We start from the raw sequence: 20,447 nt of genomic DNA, 5'->3' as shown, positions 1-20,447 counted from the left end.
TTTATACTAAATAAAATCAAACGCTCATATAAAATTCTTATTTGATTTTTGAACAAATTCCTTATACTTTAATTTCTCTTCTTTTCTGTTCCGTATTTCCAACCTCTATGAGTGATTTTTACAAATCAAATTGGATAGCTGTATAACTTTACTGGATTTTAAAATATGATTCCAAAATTATTTATCAGATTTTTCTTATTAGGTGTTTGTTTGAGTAGCGGAACTGTATTAGCTCAGACACTTTCTCTTCCGCCTAATTTAATTAATTTCAACTCACAAGAAGGTGAAACATTATTAATTGAAAGTCAATCGAGAGAAGATTTTTTTCCGCTTAGTAGCCAGTTTGTTACCCAAAATAATCAAGCCTATTGTGGAGTTGCAAGTATTGTGATGGTGCTGAACAGCTTGGGAATTCCTGCACCAGAAGCAACACAATACAAACCATATCGAGTGTTTACCCAAGAAAACTTTTTTAGCAATGAAAAAACTAAAACAGTGATCGCGGCTGAGGATGTCTCTCGTAACGGTATGACGTTAGATCAGTTAGGAGGGTTATTAGGAAGTTACGGTTTAAAAGTTAGAGTTTACCATGCTGCCGATATTAGTTTAGATAACTTTCGTAAACTAGCATCAGAAAATTTACAACAACCTGGTAATTTCCTTATAGCTAATTATTTACGCAAGGCAATTGGTCAGGAAAAAGGTGGTCATATTTCTCCCTTAGCTGCATATAATAGACAAACAGATAGATTTTTAATCCTAGATGTTTCTCGCTACAAATATCCGCCTGTTTGGGTTAAAGCAGAAGAACTGTGGAAGGCAATGGCAACCCTCGATCAGTCTTCAGGTAAAACAAGAGGATTTGTCTTTGTGAGTAAGAATTAATAGCTTTATCAAGCTTGGATAAATCTAGTTTGAGTAAAATTTACAAGACAAAATTTAGGCATTTTTGGGTACTATGCCAGTTACCTACAGCATAGTAGCAGCAAAAATTATGCCAAGTCTCTAGTTTGGGTTCCAAAATTGATTGAACTAAATTTATATTGAATCAATAAAACTTGGGCATAAAAGGTATTTCCATGTACGCTGAGAAATATTCTTTATATTGCTTCAAAATGCGTGTTTTTACTAAATATAAACGAGTTGCGATCGCGGTCTTTTCTCTTAGCGTTCTGCTTCAGTGCCAAGTTGTATCAGCTGCCTTTACGATACCTCTACGCAACAAAAAAGGGATGGTGGTATCAGCGCATCCCTTAGCAAGTGAGGCAGGTATTTCTATGTTACGCAAGGGTGGCAATGCAGTTGATGCGGCAGTCGCCACAACCTTCGCAATTTCTGTGGTAGAGCCTTTTTCTGCGGGAATTGGCGGCGGTGGATTTTTGCTGATGCATTCCGAGAAAACTGGCGAGATGAAAGCGCTGGATTTCCGGGAACGCGCACCGCTAAATGCTACAAAAAATATGTACTTAGATGCACAAGGTAAGGTGCGTCCAAATGCAAGTGTGAATGGTTATTTAGCTGTAGCGACACCAGGGACGGTGGCGGGAATGTATGAAGTGCATCGTCGTTATGGTAAGCTGCCTTGGCGAGAAGTGGTACAGCCTGCGATCGCTCTCGCTCAAGATGGCTTTACTCTTAGTCGTTTGGTAACTTTCCGTTCTTTACCAGCCTACGAGGATCGCAAACAGGTAATTCTCAGCAATCCGGCGGCGCGGGAAATATTCACTCGCAATGGCGAATATTACCAACCAGGAGAAAAATTAGTACAGCGTGATTTAGCTAAAACTTTAAAGTCAATTGCCCAGAATCCCCAAAGTTTTTATACTGGCAATATTGCCCAAGCGATCGCCGCAGATATGGCAAAAAACGGTGGTCTAATTACTCTGGCAGACTTGAAAGCTTACAAACCAATCTGGCGTACTCCTATTTGTAGTAATTTTCATCAAGCTAAAGTCTGCTCTATGCCACCTCCTTCTTCGGGAGGGGTTCACCTATTGCAGATTTTAAACATAATTGGGGACAGCGATTTAAAATCCTGGGGATGGCATCACCCTGATGCTTTACATTTAATGGCGGAGGCGATGAAGATTGCTTACGCCGATCGCTCGCAATATTTAGGCGATCCCGATTTTGTCAAAGTCCCTGTACAGCCACTCATCAGCACAGTCTACGCTAAAAAACGGCGTCAACAAATCAACATGAAAGTAGCTCAACCCTCAACTGAGGTGAAGCCTGGGCTTGAAACAATTCAACAATCAAAATGTTCTTTTACCCTACTGTCTGCTTGTTCTAAATACGAGTCTTCCGAAACCAGCCATCTGACAGTTGTGGATGCACAGCACAATGCCGTCAGTCTAACTTTTACAATTAACCTTGGCTTTGGTGCTGGTGTGGTAACACCAGGAACTGGAATTATGCTGAACAACGAGATGGATGATTTTGCAGTTGCACCGGGAGTCCCTAATTATTTTGGTTTGGTTGGTAGCGAAGCGAATGCGATCGCACCTCGCAAAACGCCACTATCTAGCATGACACCCACAATTGTCACCGAAAACGGTCACTTACGCATGGCAGTAGGTGCGCCTGGTGGTAGTACTATCATTACCCAAGTGTTGCAAGTTATCCTCAACGTGTTGGAATATGGCATGGATGCTGGTGCAGCAGTTTCTGCTTCACGCATACATCACCAGTGGCTTCCCGATGAGTTGCGCGTAGAACCTTGGGGTTTAGATGCTGTCACTTTACAGAATTTGCGCGATCGCGGGCACAACATTAAAGAAGCAACTCCTTGGGGCAATGCTAATGCGATCGTCGTGACGGCAGATAACACGTTAGAGGGAGCAGCCGATCCTCGGGGGGAAGGTTCGCCAATAGGTTTCTGAAGCGTTAATAAATTAAGTCCACAGTCTACTCGAATAACTGTGGACTTATTGATTTTGGACCATTGACTCTGAGTAATTGCTGGCGAACTCGTTTGCGCGTGCGCTAGGAACCAATGTCCAGCCAGCTTTGAGCAATTTTTGATAAGTCGCCCAACCTTTAGAGCCACCTGGTATTTGATAATCTGGCACTGCGTATTGCCTAAAAGCTGTGTAGGGACGCCAAGGTTGATTGGGTGCGGTCTGCAAATGCAAAATTTTCTCCCCATCACCAATAGAACTAGATAACCAGCACATTTGTCGCTGCATGGTAAACTCCTTTGCGTTAAGCATATATTGCATATTGGCAGACTTTTGTCAATACCTGCATCACTCTTGTGGGATAATTTTGTTGTACCTTAAGGATAACTGTTAAATTCAATACTGCCTTGGAGCAGATAATTACCCACAAGCCTATAATTTAACGGGCCCCTTCCGTAAGATACAAAAAACAGCATTAACCAACTTCTATGCCTTTTCCATTATCTAGAGTGAAGTTTTCTCAATAGTACTTGCGGTTTTTGCCAGTGTATGTATCAACAGTTACTATTTAAGGCTAGACCTCAGGTGTAAATGATTTGTTTTTCTGGTTACATCAGTTTGTATTACTTATACTAGCTATTGTTGCCGTCCCTCAAAATCTCGCTCCAGATTCATCTGTGCACGTTCGCATGTCTTTATCTGTAGCAAGATTTAAAGGACTCGATATGAGTATTAGAAGGATGGGGCATACAACTTGTCGCCAACAATCCCCCGAATCTCTGCTACTAATTGCTGATAGTTAGACTCAGACAATACTGGTTCTGCTGATTGGATGTTAATAGGTTGATCTAAATCAATCCAAGACTTGCAGCTACCATATTCAGCACGATAAGGAATTTCTTGCACCTGGGATAGTTTATAAGTCCGCAACAGGAGAATATATAGCGGCTGGCGGGCTTTCCATTTCAAGCGATCGCTAATAAAATGCTCATTCCAAATATGGAAAGGAAGTAAGCTATTAACTATTGACTCATCACTTACTGGCAAAATATCAGTAATTTCAGCCCAGCTACCGATGCGAACCGTTTCAGGATGCCACCCTGATGTCACTGGACAGACAAGATTGGCATACTCAGGTTTAAGCAAAAAAGTTTGTTGATGCTCAAATGTAGGGTAGAGCAAAACCTGGTTATGAGCAACTTGAAAACGTCCATTTTTTTCATGGATACCGCCTTTGCGGAGCAGCATAATAGTATTGCCATTTTCTAAAGCATTAATAGCAACAGCCCATTCTTTGAGTGCATGGAAATTTGTGGTTAAATTCATCGACATCTACTTTAACTCTGATTTAATTTCACCCTAAGACCGCTACAGTATAAAACTATCCAGGGAGATGAATTAGGAAGCAACTATGGAAAAGCGAAAACTAGGAAAATCAGATGTAGAAATCACGCCTATCTTGATGGGAACTTGGCAAGCTGGTAAAAAAATGTGGGTAGGAATTGAAGATGCTGACTCAATTAAAGCAATTCGAGCCGCATTTGAAGCTGGGATTACCACAATTGATACTGCTGAAGTCTACGGGGAAGGACATTCTGAACGTATTGTAGCCGAAGCTTTATCTGATGTGCGCGATCGCGTGCAGTATGCCACAAAAGTTTTTGCCAACCATCTCAAGTCTCAACAAGTGATAAAGGCTTGTGAAGGTTCTTTGAAAAACCTCAAAACCGACTATATCGACCTCTACCAAATTCATTGGCCATCTGGTGCTTTTAATAGTGAAATTGTACCAATTGAAGAAACAATGAATGCTCTCAACTCACTGAAAGAGCAAGGTAAAATTCGTGCCATTGGTGTTTCTAATTTTTCCCGCGATCAACTAGCAGAAGCTGCCAAGTATGGGCAGATTGATAGTTTACAACCACCTTACTCTCTATTTTGGCGACAGATAGAAAAAGATTTAACGCTTTATTGTATAGAAAATCAGATTTCCATTCTTGCTTATTCATCTTTAGCACAAGGATTATTAACAGGTAAATTTGCTCGCGGAACTAAATTTGACCCAGCAGATAATCGTGCTAAAAATAAGTTGTTTCAAAGAGAAAATTTTGAACGCGCCCAACAAGCTTTAGATAAACTGCGTCCGATAGCCGAGAAACATCATGCCACCCTTGCCCAGTTAGCGCTAGCTTGGTTAATTGCCCAACCTCAAACAAATGCGATCGCAGGTGCGCGTTATCCGCAACAAGCAAAAGACAATGCATTAGCTGCTGAAGTTAAACTTTCATCTGCTGAACTTGCAGAAATCGATGCCATTGGGCGAATTGTCACTGACCACCTGGATGAGAGTAATGTGATGTGGGAATGGTAAGCCAATACCCGTTTAAATTGCACATTTTCTTGTTGCCATAGTCGAAAGTCAAGAGTCTAAAGTAACTCTTGGCTTTTAACTCTAGACGTTGCTCACAAAGCACTATCCAAGCTTATTTGCATCATATCTAAATAAGCTTGATTCTCTTTGTTGATTAATCAAAACATCCTGCTAAGGGCATATTTTATCTAAATTCAGGCTTTTGGGGATCGCATACTAGCCTACACAATTAGATTAGTAAACTTGGTTATGTAAAAGTTTTAATCTGTATTGCAGAATTCAACAAAACATCAACTTTGGTAAACAAAGGGTTGCAGCTAATTATCCTAGTGGTAAATTGTATTTATAGGACACCAGATAAAGCATAACCAAACCGAAGGGCACGTGACCAGGTGTCTCCCGTCATCAGCCCAAGCAAGTTTCAGCCTCTTAATAGTGAAGTGGCATACAGTCTTTCTAAGAAAGGCAAAGCCAAATCCCAAAGCGGAAAAACAAAAAATGCTGAAGTTGCTAGTTGTAATGTCCACCCTAGTTATAGATTTTTGCAAACACTTAACAAGCTTAACGATTTGAAAACTGTAAATTCGAGCGAACCTGGTCACCATTGACCAGGTTTTTGAATTGGGAGCATCCACTTTTAGAAGAAACACCAAGCGATGAGAAATCGCGGCTATAAAACCAAATCCACCTGCATGGATTATATATATTGAGCCTTCTAGTCTGAGGGGCTATTTGCCGAAAGTGGATGTACCCTTTGAATTTGATAGTGGCAGTTTTCAAAAGCGATGATATAATAATTACTCAGTACGGTTAGGAGTGCCGGAATTTACGCTTGAGAAGCTAGTTGCAAGACTAGGAAACATTAACAGTAAATAGTTAATGTGCCCAAGAAACCTATACCATTGAGGTTAAGGTACTTTACCCACCTTACATATAATTAACAAGCCCACTAATGTGGGCTTGTTTTATTATGATGGTGAGAAATCTTCCCTTTGAGAATACAATAGGACAGCAAAATATTTCACTGGAAAATTTTAATGATTGTTAATTGTTTTTGGAAGAAAATTACTATATCTATTTTTATAGCTACATTTGCTTTCTCTTGTGAGCCAACTGCTAACAGAAGAATAGAGCAGACACAGGTTGAAGCTACCGAAGAACAAAAGCTGCCACAAAATATCGGCTATGGCGACTTAATCATTAAAGAGCAATCAGATTATCTGATGATTCCAGTTACCCTCCCAGAACGAAGTCAAGAGAAAGATAGTAATTATAGTGTTTCTCGTTCCTCTGGCAGAGAATACAAACTACATAACTTTATTTTTTATCATAAGCAAGATGGAGCAACTCATCTTTTATTAAATAAAAAAGCAATTATAAATTCCTTCGATTTCTTAGAAACAAAACTAGCAGCTAAGACACCTACAAGATTTTGGTTATATAAAATTCTTGAACAAGATACAAACGCAGATAAAAAAATCAGTTTTGAAGATGCAATAGTTGGCTATCTATCTGATTTATCAGGAAAAAATCTTGTACAAGTTACTCCAAATAATACTCAAATCCTCAATTGGGTGATTGTTCCCAGCCAAAACGCCTTATTTCTCAAAATTATTAAAGACTCTAATAATGACAAAAAATTTACCGAACTAGACAAGACAAATTTTGTGAGAGTAAATCTTGACAAACCTTCTATGGGAACAGAGATTATTAGTGATTCAATAGAGCAAGAAACCAAGTCATATATTTTTAAATAAAAAATTACAGCGAATTTCTGGCCATAATTGCCCACTGAAACGTAGGGTGGGAATCGCTCACAAAGTAAAAATTAAAATTTGAGCGAATGTTAAGCAGGCAGTTTTCTAAGGCTAACTATTTCCTACGCCATTCAGGGAATCATTGGCAAAATCACGGTTAAATTGTTTTTATAAATAATTTATATAATCAACCATTAATTCAGGCTGATTTAGAAAATGCCATGAATCTGTAAATTCATATCATTCAGCTAATAAAAATTTTATTTTAATATTTTGGAGTACTTTTAAAATTCAACTTCATCTAGTTCTGAGGATGTTATTTCAGTAAAAATTTCTGTATTAATATCAAAGTCTATCATAGTTTCGGCTTCTCCATAACTTACGGACACAACCAATAGATATTGAGGTAAGTTACTTTCTTGCAAGTAAGATAAATCTTGATTTTGATAACCTTTCAGATTCCGGATTAATTCCTGGTTAAAATCTAAATCTAGTCCGCGAAAATATCTAAATAATATTTGATAAGCTAAGGGAACAGAAAATTTATATATACTATTTCCATCTATTGGAATCTTATAATTTTTATCTTTATCTATATAATATGGATTTATTTCTCTAATAATTGATTCTACTATATTTATAGGTACAACTACTGCATGGTTGTGTTTAGTTGTTGTAGGAAAAAATGAATAGTCATGAAACTTCTTAATAGGCTTATTATCATACATTAATAACATAGGATATTGAATTTTACTACTAATTTTATTCAATTGTTTACCTTTAATTTCTTCAAAACTTCTTTTATTTTTATGTATCTTTTTGGCTTCAAGAGAAGTCGCTCCTTCAAAAGAATGGCTCCCAGAATATGTGAGTTTTACAATAAAGCCTATGTCACCAAATTGAGTTTCTGTATTTCCAATAAGTTTATATGCTGCTGAGTTAATAGTGACAGGTAGAGAAGAAAAACCGTTAATTTGAATATTACGAAATAGCTTTCTATATTCAAACAAGATTTTCCTGGTAATGTAATCTTCGTCCCAATCTGAAGGGTAACTATCTAATATTTGTTGGCGAAAAATCTTTTCCAACTCACTGTATAATGTCATAAGCGACATTTGTAAAATATTCATATTTAGTAAAAGTTAAATATATAAATTAACCATCCAATGGTCTGGAGCAAAGCACTTTCAGCTTTACACTGCAACTGTTTATTACTGGTGTGGTTGAGAGGCGATGTCTACCACTAACTATCACCAAGTTGGGTCACTAAACAGATTAATAGTTAATAGTTCGCGTCCTGGTGGTATGGCTGTGATACAAGCACGGATAGTATCTCCATCCTCTAATTCCACAGTACAAGCGTGACAAGTCCCCATAAGACAGCCAGTGGGGATAAATATCCCCGCCCGATCTGCTACATCTAAGAGGGCTTCTCCCACTTCAGCATTGACTGTGACATCATCTGGTAAAAACTGGACGCGAACACTCATGAAACACCAACCTCCCTAGGACAAAAAGGGCGTTAAGTCTAAATGGTTTTCAATTTCCGTGGCTAGGGAATCTAAAGTCTGCTCACGCTGTTCTCGGTAATTAGCAACACCCGTAGGCAGAGATTTTAATCCCCGTTGTTGACGCAGGCGATTTAACCAAGCGCGTCTCCAAGGCCCATTGTCAAAGATTCCGTGGAGATAAGTACCCCAAACTGATTGGCAACTATCCACCAAACCTAAATTTACATCATCAAACAGAGGTTGGAAGGCTTGGCTATCTGCTTGCTGTTCGATGCGCGATCGCCCTTGATGGATTTCAAACCCAAAGACTGGTAAACCCATTTGCGGAAAATTTGAGCTAACTTGGCGCTGACGGGCAATTTTCTGTCCGGTAATTACGGTTCTGATGGGTAATAAATTCAATGCGTTATATCTGCCAGCTTGTCCCTCTATCCCTTCTGGATCGGCTATCATCTGACCCAGCATTTGGTAGCCGCCGCAGATGCCCAAAACTGTTCCACCAGAAGCAGCATAGTTTTGTATCGCTTCTGCCATACCGCTTTTTTGTAGCAGTATTAAGTCAGCAATTGTCGTCTTTGTGCCTGGGATAATTACTGCATCTGGATGACCTAATTCTTGCTTAGGGCTTAAGTATCTCACCGAGACTGTGGGTTCCGATTCTAATGGATCGAAGTCAGTAAAGTTAGCAATTCTCGGTAAGCGGAGAACTGCAATATCAAGGTCAGCATGGCTTTTATGTGAGTTTCTCTCCAACAGGTCGAGAGAATCTTCAGCCGGAAACATATGTTCTAAGTAGGGGATAACACCGATAACCGGAATACCAGTCCGTGCTTCTAACCATTTTATCCCTGGTTCTAAGATTGAGCGCTGTCCGCGGAACTTGTTAATTACAATACCCTTAATTAAATCCCGTTCTTCTTGGTCTAATAACTCTAGAGTGCCAATTACATGGGCAAAAGCACCACCACGGTCAATATCAACTACGAGTATAGTAGGTGCATTCAAATATTTCGCTACCCGCATATTTGTTAAATCGCGGTGCTTGAGGTTGATTTCCGCAGGGCTACCGGCACCTTCGCAAACCAGTAAGTCAAATTCTGTACCTAAATGCTGTAGGGATTCTTCAATTGTTCGCCAACCCAGTTCAAAATATTGCTCGTAGTAATCAGCGGCGTTAACTTTACCTACAGGCCTGCCTTTGAGTATGACTTGGGAGGTCATATCCCCTTGGGGCTTTAATAAAATTGGGTTCATTTCTACCCAAGGCACAACTCCCGCCGCCCACGCTTGTACTGCTTGGGCGTAGCCAATTTCTCCACCACTAGCGGTTACATAAGCATTTAAAGCCATATTTTGGCCTTTAAAGGGAGCCACTCGCCAGCCACGCCGCGACAGAATGCGACAAATAGCTGTAGTTATCAGTGATTTCCCTGCGTGGGATGTTGTCCCCACAACCATAATTGATTTCATAATGACTATCAGTTTTTTAATATAAAGGGTGGAATTTTAGGGGTGAACGGTAAGTTGGCAATCCGCTTGTCAATATTTAACAAGCTAGGAAGCTGATAGAAGCATTGAAGGCTGGGCATTCAGCCCCTAATCCCAGAGGATGTTTTAGTACTTCTTATCTTCTATGTACACCGTACAATCACCGGACAAACTCAGTCAGAGGCTGATGTAAAGGCCTTATAAAGGGGGTCGATGCTTGCGTATATATTGTTCCCTTTTAGTTCTTTATCCTAACTCTTTGGTTTTCTACTCTAAAAAGGCAATCTCAACCAACGAGTCATAGCATTTTGTAAGCGATCGCGCCATGAAGGCTGACGCCAATTCTGACTTTGGTATTTTTCTGCTAACTGTTGACCTAGGGGTGTGAGGCGAAAACCATCCGTAATTCCTTGGCCATCAACTTCGCGCCGCAGTACACCTACTTCAATCAGCCAATCCAAGGCGTTATCACAAGCTAATTCTGATAAAGAACGTTGAGTGTAGCCATGCTTGATACCGCTATCCTGAGCGATCGCACTCAATGACACACTTTGGTGATGCATCGCTACTAATAAAGCCGGATTGAAGGGAGAACAAATTAGCGATCGCTCAGCTCGTTCTACAGTACTTTGAGGATAGGAAAAAGTTTTTGGGTTTTGGGAATCAACAGCAGGCATTTTAGATATCTCGATATTTTTAGCTCGATATAGCTTGACTGAACTAATATAGCTGTTTTACAGCACCAGCTATCTCAGCTATCCCAAATTAAGCAACTCACAAAACCGTTATAAGCTTATAGGCTTCCAAATTGCACATTTTTTTGGATTCGCGCAGCGTCTTCGACAGAAGAAGACTGTCATTGGTCATTTCTCCTTCAATGCATCACAGGCTACAAAATACTATTTCACATTAAATCTTTAAAATACTCAGTATTGTTGCGCACCAGGCATCTCATGTAGTAACGAGTGTAATTGTGAATTGTTGAATTACTCTGTGCCCACTAGTGAACACCTAACTACGAACGACCTATTAAGAATTCTTAAAAGCTATGAAATTTTGATAAAATTAAGTGGGTTCAAGCAACAAAGTAACCATTATTCCTACTTAACCAAGCTCCAAATATGACAGTATTAAAATTTATCTTGGTACTGAATTATACTTTGCGAGTAATGGTAAAAGTCAAACAAGGTTACTTGAAAATAACTTGACTCTGGCACTAAACCTGAAGATTGAGAAAACACTAAACTTATGCCTCTAGCAGTTGGTACGGACGCACCTAAATTTATCGCTAAAGACACCAACGGCAACACCGTGTCTTTATCAGATTTTGCGGGTAAGACAGTGGTTTTGTATTTCTACCCCAAAGATGACACTCCAGGATGTACCAAACAAGCCTGTAGCTTCCGGGATGCTCAATCCGATTATCAAGGTAAAGATGTTGTAGTACTAGGCGTGAGTGCAGATGATGAAGCTTCCCATCAAGCATTTACCGCTAAATATCATCTGAATTTTCCTTTACTGGCTGACACTGATAAAAGCCTGATCAAAGCCTACGATGTTGATGGTGGCGGTTATGCCAAGCGCGTCACCTATGTAATTGACCCCAATGGCAAAATCATTCATGTTGATTCAACTGTCAACACTGCTACCCACGCCAGTGATGTTCTAACTGCTTTGGGTCGATAGTTGATTTCACGCGATCGCTAATAATTACTTTTTTACCTTTGCTTCCACTAAAAATGGTGGAAGCAAGGTGTATTTAGAGAAGTTTGCAATACCTTTAGTTTTTTGCTGGTATTGTCTGCTGTGCAGGGGTATTTTCTGGGAGCCTGATGATTGGCAAAGCTTGAGGTGTAGTTCCTACCTTGCCACCATTTTGAATTGCCTGTTGTTGCCTTTTTTTAAATTCAAGGGTTGCTTCGTCTAATTGTTGGTTCTGTTGCGCAGGGTTCCAGTTGAGAGTCCCAAAATTAGCTCGATGAATCAGATCAAACATATTGAAATCTGAACTACCGCCACGGGAGAATGGATCGGTATTATTCTGGTTGGAATCTGCGCCAGGAAAGGAATCTACAGTACTGAGTTGAGCCAAACTAGGTTGAGCCATCAGTAAGGAAGCGCAGCCAATTCCAGCCACAGTAGCAAGTACAAGTTTGCCAAGGGGTAATAACGGTTTTTTCATGGGATTTTTCCCTAAATTTTTTACAAGGAAATCATGCTTATATCTTAAGCAAGAGTTCGCCGAAGTTGGGGTTGAATGCTCAATAAGGCGACCAAAGCAAAGCCAAGTAACACCAGTAATGCTTCGCCAAAAGTAACAGCACCCCAAGGAGCTTGCATTACTACACTACCTAAGCTCCAATTACCGTGGAGATAGAGATAGCGAATTGGTTCAATGGCGTAACTGAGAGGATTGAGAGTAGCAACAACCTGCAACCACTTCGGCATAAAAGATAAAGGTGCCAAAGCAGTACTGGCAAACAATAGCGGTAGGTTAGTAACAAAAATTACCGCAATCAGTTCAATGTGTCCGGGAAGGGCAAAAGCCAAGCCAAGGGAAATAGCTGTTACCCCCAAAGCTAGTAAAAAGACAATTAAAGCGATCGCACCCAACCCAGCTACATCTGGCAAACCTGCGCCTAAAAATGCTGCTGCTGCAACAATTACCGCTGCTTGCAGTAAACTTTGACTGATGATAAAGATTGCCGAAGCAAAGACAATTGAAAATCGTGATGCTAAAGGCGCTACCAGCAAGCGATTTAAAAAGCCAAACTCACGGTCAAACATCACTGGTAAACCCGCATTCAGTGCCCCAGCAAATGCGGTAAAAACAATCACACCAGCAGCTAAGAATTGTCCGTAATTTGTTGTGCTGCCAAAAATGCCTTTAGGAGCATTTTGGAACAATGCACCAAATAGTACCAGCCACATTACAGGCTGAACAATTCCCGCCAATAAAGTTGAAGGACGGCGTTGCAGTTGAATAAACAAGCGACGAGTTAAAGCTAAAGTCTCTTGTACTAATTCACCAAAAAAATTAGGCGTAGCATCAGCGTAGCCTTGCGGTGATGTTGCTGGCTGCCAATTTATATCAGATTTAGGAGTAACGCTCATAACAATTTGGGATTAATTTGTCATTTGTCATTGGTCATTTGTCATTGGGCATGGGGCATTAGTCATTGGTCATTTGTAATTTCTCTGCTTCCCCTTTATCCCCTTGTCCTCCTGATCTCCCTTCCCCAGTCTCTATCTCATATTCTGCTTTTTCTCAGCCTTCGGATCGCGATTGGCTACTGCTGCTAGTTCCGCATCCATCAAAGTGCGTCCTGTAGCGGCGAGGTAAACATCATCTAAGCTGGGGCGAGATTGGGCAATACCAAAAATCGGCAAGCCAGCAGTATTCAAGGTTTGTTGGATGGCGATCAGCGCATCATTCTGCGGTGTCACTACCAAGTTAAGGGAATTACCTTGAGCGCTGTTGATAATTACTTCCTGCACTAATGGCAAAGCTTGCAACAGGTGTTTGGCTTTTTCAGCTTCTTCAATAGGGGAAAACTCGCGGATTCGGAGAGTAATGCGATCGCCTCCTACTTGATCCTTCAATTGCGAAGGTGTCCCAGCAGCAATGACAACGCCGCGATCGATAATCGCCACGCGATCGGCTAGCGCGTCAATCTCTTCTAAATAATGGCTAGTAATTACTACCGTGGTTCCAGAGGCGCGTAACTTCCGCAAGAATTCCCAGACTACAAAGCGGCTTTCTATATCAAGTCCTACAGTTGGCTCATCCAACACCAAAACATCCGGTGCATGAAGCAATCCAGCCGCTAAATCAAGGCGTTTGCGTAAACCGCCAGAATAAGTTCCGCTTTTTTTATCAGCGTATTCTTGCAAACTAAGTAAATTTAACACCGTCTCAATTCGCTGTTTCCCTACCGCGCTGGGGAGGTGATAAAGCGCCGCTTGCAGTTGTAGCAGTTCTCTACCAGTCAGCACCTTATCTAAAGCGACTTCTTGAGCGACATAACCAAGCTTTTGTCTTGCCACTCTGGGGTTATCTAACACCGAGATTCCAGATACTTCGATTTTGCCAGCATCCGGTGTGGTGAGTGTACACAAAGCACGCAGAGTAGTAGTTTTGCCAGCGCCATTGGGGCCGAGTAAGCCAAAGATTTCTCCCGGTTCTACCGCAAAGGAGACATCTTTGACGGCTTCAACCGTGCCATAGCGCTTTTGCAGATTTTGAATTAAAACGGCGGGAGCCATGACAGCTAATCCCCAACGATACAAATCTCAACATAGTCTATCTATATTGTAGTTGAGTAGTGTTAGGTGAGGCGATCGCTTCGATACAGCTGCTTTATCTTATTGGTTGGTTTGAGTTGGGGAAATATTCGCCAGATAATTCACCACATCGCTTTGGCTAGAGAAATCTAACAGCGCCTCAGCTAACTCCTCTAGCTGAGTGATGGATAAAGCGCGAATCTGCTGTTGTGTCTCCGACTCAATTGCACCAAAGCGACGCATTAACTGACGAAGAATTAGTTCTAGTGCCTCCTGTTTCTTTCCTAGTTCTTCTCCCTGTTGCAATCCCTGTTGTAATCCCTGTTGTAAGCCTTGTTGCAATCCTTTTTGCAAAATATCTTGGTAAATCACAGACTCTTGCATAATTTCCTCTCTAAACAGCTGTCTAATCAAATTCTTTTCAAATCGCAAACCAGCTAGAACCTGTACGCAAGCTGATATATTCTGTTTTTCGTCTGTTACCTCAATCATATCCACAGCAGCAGCGACTTGTTCTAATAAGTCTTCGGGTGAGTCGGTTCTAGCTAATGTCGCTAGGGGTAGGAGTGCGGGGTTAGCTAGTAACGGTGTTGGATCTTCCTCCCATAAGCGAATTACTCGATATTCGTGTCTGGTTTTTCTGTCTACATATTGAGTATTAAAAACAATTTCTGAGGAGGTGGGTTGGAGAAAAATCAATACTTGCTCAATATCGCACCAGTATTGGCGTTTTAATCTGGTGTAGTAATCAAGCATCCGAAAGTCAAGTGGGGGTGTGGATGCTGGTGAAGTTTGAAACTCTAAATGCAGGATTTGGTTAGAGATTTGCAAAAAAGTCACTGAATCAGCGCGAATCGGTTCCAGGTTCAGTTCGGTTTTGAGTACTTGGATATCTGAAGTTTCAGATGCAAGTAACCATTTAGCAAAATCGGCTGGGTAGGTTTCTGCGAGGTATTTGCAGGTGTTATCGTAACTCAAGGGCAATCGCTTACTAACTTTATTTATTCATATATTAATTAGTAAGATAGTATATTTAACTATTTGAATGAAGAGCGATCGCTACTTAAATATATAAGCTTTGGTTACAAATTTCTAAACTTTACTCATTCCATCTTTATAGAGTCCGCAGCCACAGTATGACATTATCGATTGATTGGCTGGGTGTAAAAAATTTTAAGGGAAAGTTTTCTATGATTTGATTGCTAATGACACAAATAGACCCATCAAATTTACTGAGGTCATTAAGAAAGCGATCGCTCAATTGTTGTAATTGTAAACCCATACCTTGATAAAACACTAAAACCACGCGCTTGTCACTTTTGAGCAATTTGCAATAAACTTTCAGCGCTTGCATAGTTGCTGGTTCTCCAGTAGTGCGTTCTGGACATCCTTGTGCAACCATTTCCGCATAAATTTCAACAGCGGGATTATCTAAATCAATAAAATTACTGGTGTCGATACCAATTAGCTGGATAGTTTGGCTGATTTGAGTGTCTTGTTTAATGGTAGCTTGCAAGCTTTGAATAAAGTTAATTTGGTTAAGAGTTTCTTTACCTTCTATATTGTCATCTTCATAACTTCCTTGATACCAAGCATTGTAGAAATCTGGATAGGACATATTTTGAGCGCAATGCCAGAGGACTAAGTAGCAACATTTAAAACAATAAAATTGATTTTCATAAGACGCAAAAGGCTCTCCATGAGATGGAATTGCAACAAACTGATCTATGCTTAAACAATCCCTTAAAGCTATGACCACTTTTCTCATAAGCAAACCGTCTGTAAGAACATCTATTAAGTCCAAAGCAGACCTCAAAATAATTGTCCGATTCTGGCTAGAGTACAATAGACTTATTAAAGTATCTATTTCATCATTAATTTCGCCAAAATTTGTAATTACATTTGGATAAATATTTTCATGCTCAATTGAATAATCACTTGAATTCAAGTTAGAGTTATCTTGCCCATGCTCATCGCAATTATCACAAAACAGAGTGAAGTAGATACTATTCATAGCTTCTCTTTTCATCAAAGAAAGCTCATCATCTAGATTATCCTCAAAAGATTTTTCTATATCATCTAGGTATTTAGATAACCGTACATAATCAAATTGTGGTAATATTGCCATAGCTGCCTTGCAAATGGGATTATCATCAGAATGACCAAGGCTCCATTCAAAAAGCTGTGCCACAATATCATTACTGTTAGTGCAAGTGCAATTCTTAAATTCTACAATACCCATTGCTGCCAAAAAATAAGCTCTGAAAGAATAAAAGCCTAAACAATTATCATTAAATTCCACCAGTAATTTGATAAATTCTTCCTTGCTCTTGATAAAATCTTTATTTATTTCTCGCCCTAGCCACAATAAAATTACCTCTTGCCATTGCGGTTCAAAAATACGATATACACAATCTTTTTGGTTATTTTCTAAACAATAGTTATACAGTTTTTTGTTGCAGTTTGGTAGATTCGTCCAAGTTCCTATTTCTTGCCCTGCAAAATAGTCATAGTTACTAGGATTAAAAAGAGTTCCAAAAGACTTATAATCTGGCAATTCTATTTTGTTATTGTGGCGTAAAAAGAAATGCCAATCAGGAATTGCTAAAGCCGCAAAATACTCTTGAAAATTAGGATGAAAGAAAGCATAAACTTCTTCATCACTCCCTGCTAATCTATCTACTAAATTTAACCAACCAACATCACAGGCTAAGTTAAATAACTGTTCACCCATTTCCTGCTGTGCTAAACTCCGCTTCAGGCGAAATCTAGCTGCACTGTTAATACCTGCAAAAGCTAATTTGCTTAAAGCTTGATGTAACTCATTCTTTAATTCATCAGAGTTAATTAATTCGCGAATATGTTCAGATTTCCACTCATAGAAATAGCGGAGATATCTCTGATAAAGCGCGGCTTTAGTTTCTGGTAGTTCTCCTTGATCGATATCAAAAGTTTGGCATAATAGTGCCAACCGCAGAGGATTTTTTACCAAGCTGCGGATTTTTTTATGTTTAGTTTCTTTTAATTTTACTTTTAACTCTTCACCGCGCTGTTGCTGTTCAGCGCAGGTAAACCATTGCTGAATAAAGTCGTCAATTTGGTCTGATTGAAACTCCTGGGTTTTATAAGTGTCAAAACCTGTCAGTTTATTGTTAACATTGATATCCCATACATTTAAGCAACAAGTCAGCACAACTCTTGCTTGTCTCAACCATTCTGTAAGTTCTTGATTAATTTTGGTTAATGATTGGATAGCAGAACTTTCACCCATTTCATCCACACCATCTAACAGCAGCCAAACGCCTCCTTTGCTAAAGCGTTCGATTAACTGATTTTCAATTTCTGGAGTGACGACAACATTAGGTTTACCTAATCTGATAGCTTGAGGTAGCCATATTTTCAGTAAATAGTCTTCAATCGTCTTTTCTTGTAAGTTAGCAAGAGAAATAAAGATGGTTAAATCTTCAGTTTTGGATTTAATAAAAGAGGCGATATTACTTAATAAAGTTGTCTTCCCTGCACCTGGTTCTCCGATGATGGCAATATGCTTGTGGTTCCCAGCTGGTTTTTGTCCAATTACTTCTTGCAGAAATGTGTCATGTTCATAATTTTTGACAATGACTTCTTTCTCTAACTCATAAACAGTTTCTAGTTCTCTATTTTCATGTTCACCTCGGCGTTGTTGGTGTTTGCGTTCCACCAAACCTAATAGAATATGAACATTAATTTCAAATCCTTTTTCTGTGGCTTTGCGTCTAAGTTTTGCAGATTCTTGCTGCGCTTCCAGCATCTTGTAGCAAATCTCACGCCAGTCGATGCTTTTATCTGTTGTTTGGGTAATCTTAGAAGTCGCTGAAGAATTTGTCTTGGGATGTTCGTTCCACTTCTGCTTTACTACTCCCAGATTCTCTTGCTTTGATGCAGTTTGATGTTTTAGTGTCAGCGTAAATTTCCAATAGCCTTGATTCTTTCTAGTCTTGTTGCTATCTTCCGCCAACAGTCCCAACTCTCTAAGACTGTCGAAGACATACTGGATTTCCTGTAACTCTCTTTCTGAGTGATTACTACCAGATTCTCTTTTACGCTGAGGTAGTTTTAAGCTTTTGTTTACGGCTTTAACACAGTTGAGTAGATGTTCTTTTTTTGTACCTACCTCAACTGTTCTGGCTATTCTTCCCGATGTCAGTTTGGTTGTGTATCCTGTAACTCGCAGTTTATCAGCTTCCCAATCAACATAAAGCTGGGGTTTTGGTTGTAAGTTTTCTGATTGCTGTTCGGATAATTGCAGTAAAGCTTCTATCAAAGTTAGCGCGTTATCTAAAACCGATTCATCCCAACGAATATTCCTTGGCATTTATAAAGACAATCTTAAGAAATTAGCACTACCCAAACAGGCAAGGTTCCCCAAGCCGTAAACCTGGATGATACAAGCATTATAGTGAGCGCATGGGGAAGGTGTCTGAGGAAATACCTAAAAAAATAATTCACCTTGTAAACCAAAAAGGTGAATGAAATGTCAGCTAAGAAATCTAATTCCCGTCTAAGCCAAAAATTAATCGCTGTGTTGCTAAGTCTGAAAATTCTATTAGCTGGTATGCAAGCCGTAGACCGCATTCAAAAAGAAGAGTCGGTAACAGAAACTCTGATTTGGCTGATTAACCAATGCATTCCAGTACTGCAACAAGTCAGTCGTCTGGAGGATGAGGAGAAAAAGAGCGATCGCAAACTCATACCTCCAGCTCATAGATAAGATATTAAGCGATCGCGTTGACATGTGAAAATTTACCAGACACGAAATTTCGTATCTGGTAAAGTATCTAATCGCTACTAGCCTAGAAGGTATTCTGGTTAATTAGGTATAAATGCCACACCTGTCAGGCTGAATTCTGGAAAAGCCTTCTAAATGCAAACTTCCTATAAATATTAAGTTTGTTGTGGACTTAGCTGACTAAATCGGGGAATACCTGCTGTACGCCAGGATGCACTAAGCGATGATTATGGACATTTACACCTTTAGCAAGTGCAGGGTTAACTTCCAACGCTTTAATACCCAAGTTTGCTAACTGGACAACATACGGTAAGGTACTGTTGTTGAGTGCTTGGGTAGCTGTCCAAGGTACTGCACCTGGCATATTGGGAACGCCATAATGCACTACACCTTCTTCCACATAAACTGGATTGGTGTGAGTGGTAGTGCGTAAAGTTTCTACACAACCGCCTTGGTCAACGGCAACATCCACAATTACAGAACCAGAATGCATTTGTTGTACCAATTCGCGGGATACTAATATTGGTGCTCTACGTCCAGGCAGCAAAACCGCACCAACAAGCAAGTCAGCTTCTTTAACGGCGGCTTCAATATGGGCAGAGTTGCTATAAAGCAATTCAACTCTAGAGCCAAACAGAGTTTCTAAGTAGGATAAGCGATCAACATTTACATCCAATATTTGCACGATCGCGCCCATACCTACGGCAATTCTAGCTGCTTCTGTACCAACGACTCCGCCGCCTAAAATTACCACTTTGCCTGGTTTGACTCCCGGAACACCTCCTAAAAGAACACCTCTACCACCTTGGTGTCGTTCTAAATAGGTTGCACCAAATTGTACGGATAGCCGTCCAGCAATAATGCTCATCGGTGTGAGCAAAGGGAGTTTGTTTAAACCAGGTTGTTCTACAGTTTCATAAGCGATCGCACAAGTGCCACAATCAATTAAATGTTCAGTCAATTTGCGATCGGCTGCTAGATGCAGATAAGTAAATAATATCTGTCCTTTCTGCAAAAATTTATACTCAGTTGCTTGAGGTTCTTTAACTTTCACAACGAGTTCTCGATTCCAAGCTGCTTCTGGTGTGGGCACAATCTTCGCCCCAGCACTGATGTAGTCCTCATCAGTGAATCCGCCACCAATACCTGCTTGTGTCTGAACGAAAACAGCATGACCATTTTCACTCAACACCCGCACACTCGAAGGACTCAAACCTACCCGAAACTCTTGATCCTTGGTTTCCTTGGGAACGCCGATTTCCATTTATAGCCTCTGATAAATTTTGGTTTCACTTTAGCCTGCCAGTCTCAGACTGGCTACTTCCGTATTAGGGATAGCTAACTAAATGGCCTTAAGTTTCTCTACTT

18 protein-coding genes are annotated in these 20,447 nt (G+C 40.1%); 6 read left to right on the top strand and 12 right to left on the bottom strand.

What is annotated here, in order from left to right; genetic code table 11:
* Positions 1 to 165 precede the first annotated feature (165 nt).
* On the top strand, positions 166 to 885 hold the full coding sequence (locus BV372_RS05115) for a phytochelatin synthase family protein (protein WP_086684128.1): 720 nt from the start codon (positions 166 to 168) through the stop codon (positions 883 to 885).
* A 230-nt stretch (positions 886 to 1,115) separates the two neighbouring features.
* Positions 1,116 to 2,882 carry a gamma-glutamyltransferase gene (ggt, locus tag BV372_RS05110; protein WP_086684125.1) on the top strand — a complete coding sequence of 589 codons (1,767 nt, stop codon included), beginning with the start codon at positions 1,116 to 1,118 and terminating at the stop codon, positions 2,880 to 2,882.
* 45 nt (positions 2,883 to 2,927) lie between these two features.
* On the opposite strand, the gene BV372_RS05105 is transcribed toward ggt, so the two are convergent.
* On the bottom strand, positions 2,928 to 3,188 hold the full coding sequence (locus tag BV372_RS05105; RefSeq protein ID WP_086684161.1) for a hypothetical protein: 261 nt from the start codon (positions 3,186 to 3,188) through the stop codon (positions 2,928 to 2,930).
* Between the two features lie 444 nt (positions 3,189 to 3,632).
* Positions 3,633 to 4,232 carry a DUF1802 family protein gene (locus BV372_RS05100; RefSeq protein ID WP_086684122.1) on the bottom strand — a complete coding sequence of 200 codons (600 nt, stop codon included), beginning with the start codon at positions 4,230 to 4,232 and terminating at the stop codon, positions 3,633 to 3,635.
* A gap of 79 nt (positions 4,233 to 4,311) precedes the next feature.
* Between BV372_RS05100 and BV372_RS05095 the strand changes: the two genes are divergently transcribed.
* Together BV372_RS05095 and BV372_RS05090 are read left to right on the top strand one after the other, a co-directional pair.
* The gene (locus BV372_RS05095; RefSeq protein ID WP_086684119.1) at positions 4,312 to 5,271 is read left to right on the top strand and encodes an aldo/keto reductase; all 960 of its coding nucleotides are present in this window, start codon (positions 4,312 to 4,314) and stop codon (positions 5,269 to 5,271) included.
* A gap of 1,037 nt (positions 5,272 to 6,308) precedes the next feature.
* Positions 6,309 to 7,028 (top strand): hypothetical protein, encoded by a 720-nt coding sequence (locus BV372_RS05090; RefSeq protein WP_086684116.1) that lies wholly within the window; start codon positions 6,309 to 6,311, stop codon positions 7,026 to 7,028.
* A 284-nt stretch (positions 7,029 to 7,312) separates the two neighbouring features.
* Here the strand turns inward: BV372_RS05090 and BV372_RS05085 are convergent, their stop codons facing one another.
* The 4 genes from BV372_RS05085 to BV372_RS05070 form a co-directional block, all read right to left on the bottom strand.
* The gene (locus BV372_RS05085; protein WP_143844972.1) at positions 7,313 to 8,158 is read right to left on the bottom strand and encodes a hypothetical protein; all 846 of its coding nucleotides are present in this window, start codon (positions 8,156 to 8,158) and stop codon (positions 7,313 to 7,315) included.
* Positions 8,159 to 8,278: 120 nt separating this feature from the next.
* Complete coding sequence (locus BV372_RS05080; RefSeq protein WP_086684109.1) at positions 8,279 to 8,518, bottom strand: 2Fe-2S iron-sulfur cluster binding domain-containing protein; 240 nt, start codon at positions 8,516 to 8,518, stop codon at positions 8,279 to 8,281.
* 15 nt (positions 8,519 to 8,533) lie between these two features.
* Entirely contained in the window at positions 8,534 to 10,009 is a 1,476-nt protein-coding gene (gene cobQ, locus BV372_RS05075; RefSeq protein ID WP_086684107.1) for a cobyric acid synthase CobQ, read from the bottom strand.
* Between the two features lie 290 nt (positions 10,010 to 10,299).
* Complete coding sequence (locus BV372_RS05070) at positions 10,300 to 10,704, bottom strand: Npun_F0494 family protein (RefSeq protein ID WP_086684104.1); 405 nt, start codon at positions 10,702 to 10,704, stop codon at positions 10,300 to 10,302.
* A 571-nt stretch (positions 10,705 to 11,275) separates the two neighbouring features.
* Between BV372_RS05070 and BV372_RS05065 the strand changes: the two genes are divergently transcribed.
* Complete coding sequence (locus BV372_RS05065; RefSeq protein ID WP_086684101.1) at positions 11,276 to 11,713, top strand: peroxiredoxin; 438 nt, start codon at positions 11,276 to 11,278, stop codon at positions 11,711 to 11,713.
* Between the two features lie 94 nt (positions 11,714 to 11,807).
* On the opposite strand, the gene BV372_RS05060 is transcribed toward BV372_RS05065, so the two are convergent.
* The 5 genes from BV372_RS05060 to BV372_RS05040 form a co-directional block, all read right to left on the bottom strand.
* The gene (locus tag BV372_RS05060; RefSeq protein WP_086684098.1) at positions 11,808 to 12,209 is read right to left on the bottom strand and encodes a hypothetical protein; all 402 of its coding nucleotides are present in this window, start codon (positions 12,207 to 12,209) and stop codon (positions 11,808 to 11,810) included.
* A 44-nt stretch (positions 12,210 to 12,253) separates the two neighbouring features.
* Complete coding sequence (locus BV372_RS05055) at positions 12,254 to 13,141, bottom strand: ABC transporter permease (RefSeq protein ID WP_086684095.1); 888 nt, start codon at positions 13,139 to 13,141, stop codon at positions 12,254 to 12,256.
* Between the two features lie 132 nt (positions 13,142 to 13,273).
* Positions 13,274 to 14,293, bottom strand: coding sequence for an ABC transporter ATP-binding protein (locus tag BV372_RS05050; protein ID WP_086684092.1), 1,020 nt, complete (start codon positions 14,291 to 14,293; stop codon positions 13,274 to 13,276).
* 99 nt (positions 14,294 to 14,392) lie between these two features.
* Entirely contained in the window at positions 14,393 to 15,289 is an 897-nt protein-coding gene (locus BV372_RS05045; RefSeq protein ID WP_086684159.1) for a DUF4351 domain-containing protein, read from the bottom strand.
* 136 nt (positions 15,290 to 15,425) lie between these two features.
* Positions 15,426 to 18,665, bottom strand: a complete 3,240-nt coding sequence (locus tag BV372_RS05040) for an NACHT domain-containing protein (protein WP_086684090.1) — start codon at positions 18,663 to 18,665, stop codon at positions 15,426 to 15,428.
* Positions 18,666 to 18,824: 159 nt separating this feature from the next.
* Between BV372_RS05040 and BV372_RS05035 the strand changes: the two genes are divergently transcribed.
* A complete protein-coding gene (locus BV372_RS05035; protein ID WP_086684087.1) occupies positions 18,825 to 19,061 on the top strand; it encodes a hypothetical protein in 237 nt (78 codons plus the stop codon).
* A gap of 190 nt (positions 19,062 to 19,251) precedes the next feature.
* On the opposite strand, the gene ald is transcribed toward BV372_RS05035, so the two are convergent.
* The gene (gene ald, locus BV372_RS05030; protein WP_086684084.1) at positions 19,252 to 20,343 is read right to left on the bottom strand and encodes an alanine dehydrogenase; all 1,092 of its coding nucleotides are present in this window, start codon (positions 20,341 to 20,343) and stop codon (positions 19,252 to 19,254) included.
* Between the last annotated feature and the right edge of the window lie 104 nt (positions 20,344 to 20,447).

The organism is Nostoc sp. T09 (assembly GCF_002154695.1).
Classification (GTDB): Bacteria; Cyanobacteriota; Cyanobacteriia; order Cyanobacteriales; family Nostocaceae; genus Aulosira.
Note: the sequence above shows the minus strand (reverse complement) of the source record. Positions and strands in the feature narration are given on the sequence as shown.

Excerpts from the sequence above, each read along its gene's own strand:
- cobQ (WP_086684107.1), bottom strand. The coding sequence starts at position 10,009 with ATGAAATCAATTATGGTTGTGGGGACAACATCCCACGCAGGGAAATCA.
- BV372_RS05050 (WP_086684092.1), bottom strand. The coding sequence starts at position 14,293 with ATGGCTCCCGCCGTTTTAATTCAAAATCTGCAAAAGCGCTATGGCACG.
- ald (WP_086684084.1), bottom strand. The coding sequence starts at position 20,343 with ATGGAAATCGGCGTTCCCAAGGAAACCAAGGATCAAGAGTTTCGGGTA.
- BV372_RS05055 (WP_086684095.1), bottom strand. The coding sequence starts at position 13,141 with ATGAGCGTTACTCCTAAATCTGATATAAATTGGCAGCCAGCAACATCA.
- BV372_RS05085 (WP_143844972.1), bottom strand. The coding sequence starts at position 8,158 with ATGAATATTTTACAAATGTCGCTTATGACATTATACAGTGAGTTGGAA.
- BV372_RS05095 (WP_086684119.1), top strand. The coding sequence starts at position 4,312 with ATGGAAAAGCGAAAACTAGGAAAATCAGATGTAGAAATCACGCCTATC.
- BV372_RS05115 (WP_086684128.1), top strand. The coding sequence starts at position 166 with ATGATTCCAAAATTATTTATCAGATTTTTCTTATTAGGTGTTTGTTTG.
- BV372_RS05060 (WP_086684098.1), bottom strand. The coding sequence starts at position 12,209 with ATGAAAAAACCGTTATTACCCCTTGGCAAACTTGTACTTGCTACTGTG.
- BV372_RS05100 (WP_086684122.1), bottom strand. The coding sequence starts at position 4,232 with ATGTCGATGAATTTAACCACAAATTTCCATGCACTCAAAGAATGGGCT.
- ggt (WP_086684125.1), top strand. The coding sequence starts at position 1,116 with ATGCGTGTTTTTACTAAATATAAACGAGTTGCGATCGCGGTCTTTTCT.
- BV372_RS05105 (WP_086684161.1), bottom strand. The coding sequence starts at position 3,188 with ATGCAGCGACAAATGTGCTGGTTATCTAGTTCTATTGGTGATGGGGAG.
- BV372_RS05035 (WP_086684087.1), top strand. The coding sequence starts at position 18,825 with ATGTCAGCTAAGAAATCTAATTCCCGTCTAAGCCAAAAATTAATCGCT.
- BV372_RS05070 (WP_086684104.1), bottom strand. The coding sequence starts at position 10,704 with ATGCCTGCTGTTGATTCCCAAAACCCAAAAACTTTTTCCTATCCTCAA.
- BV372_RS05040 (WP_086684090.1), bottom strand. The coding sequence starts at position 18,665 with ATGCCAAGGAATATTCGTTGGGATGAATCGGTTTTAGATAACGCGCTA.
- BV372_RS05065 (WP_086684101.1), top strand. The coding sequence starts at position 11,276 with ATGCCTCTAGCAGTTGGTACGGACGCACCTAAATTTATCGCTAAAGAC.
- BV372_RS05090 (WP_086684116.1), top strand. The coding sequence starts at position 6,309 with ATGATTGTTAATTGTTTTTGGAAGAAAATTACTATATCTATTTTTATA.
- BV372_RS05080 (WP_086684109.1), bottom strand. The coding sequence starts at position 8,518 with ATGAGTGTTCGCGTCCAGTTTTTACCAGATGATGTCACAGTCAATGCT.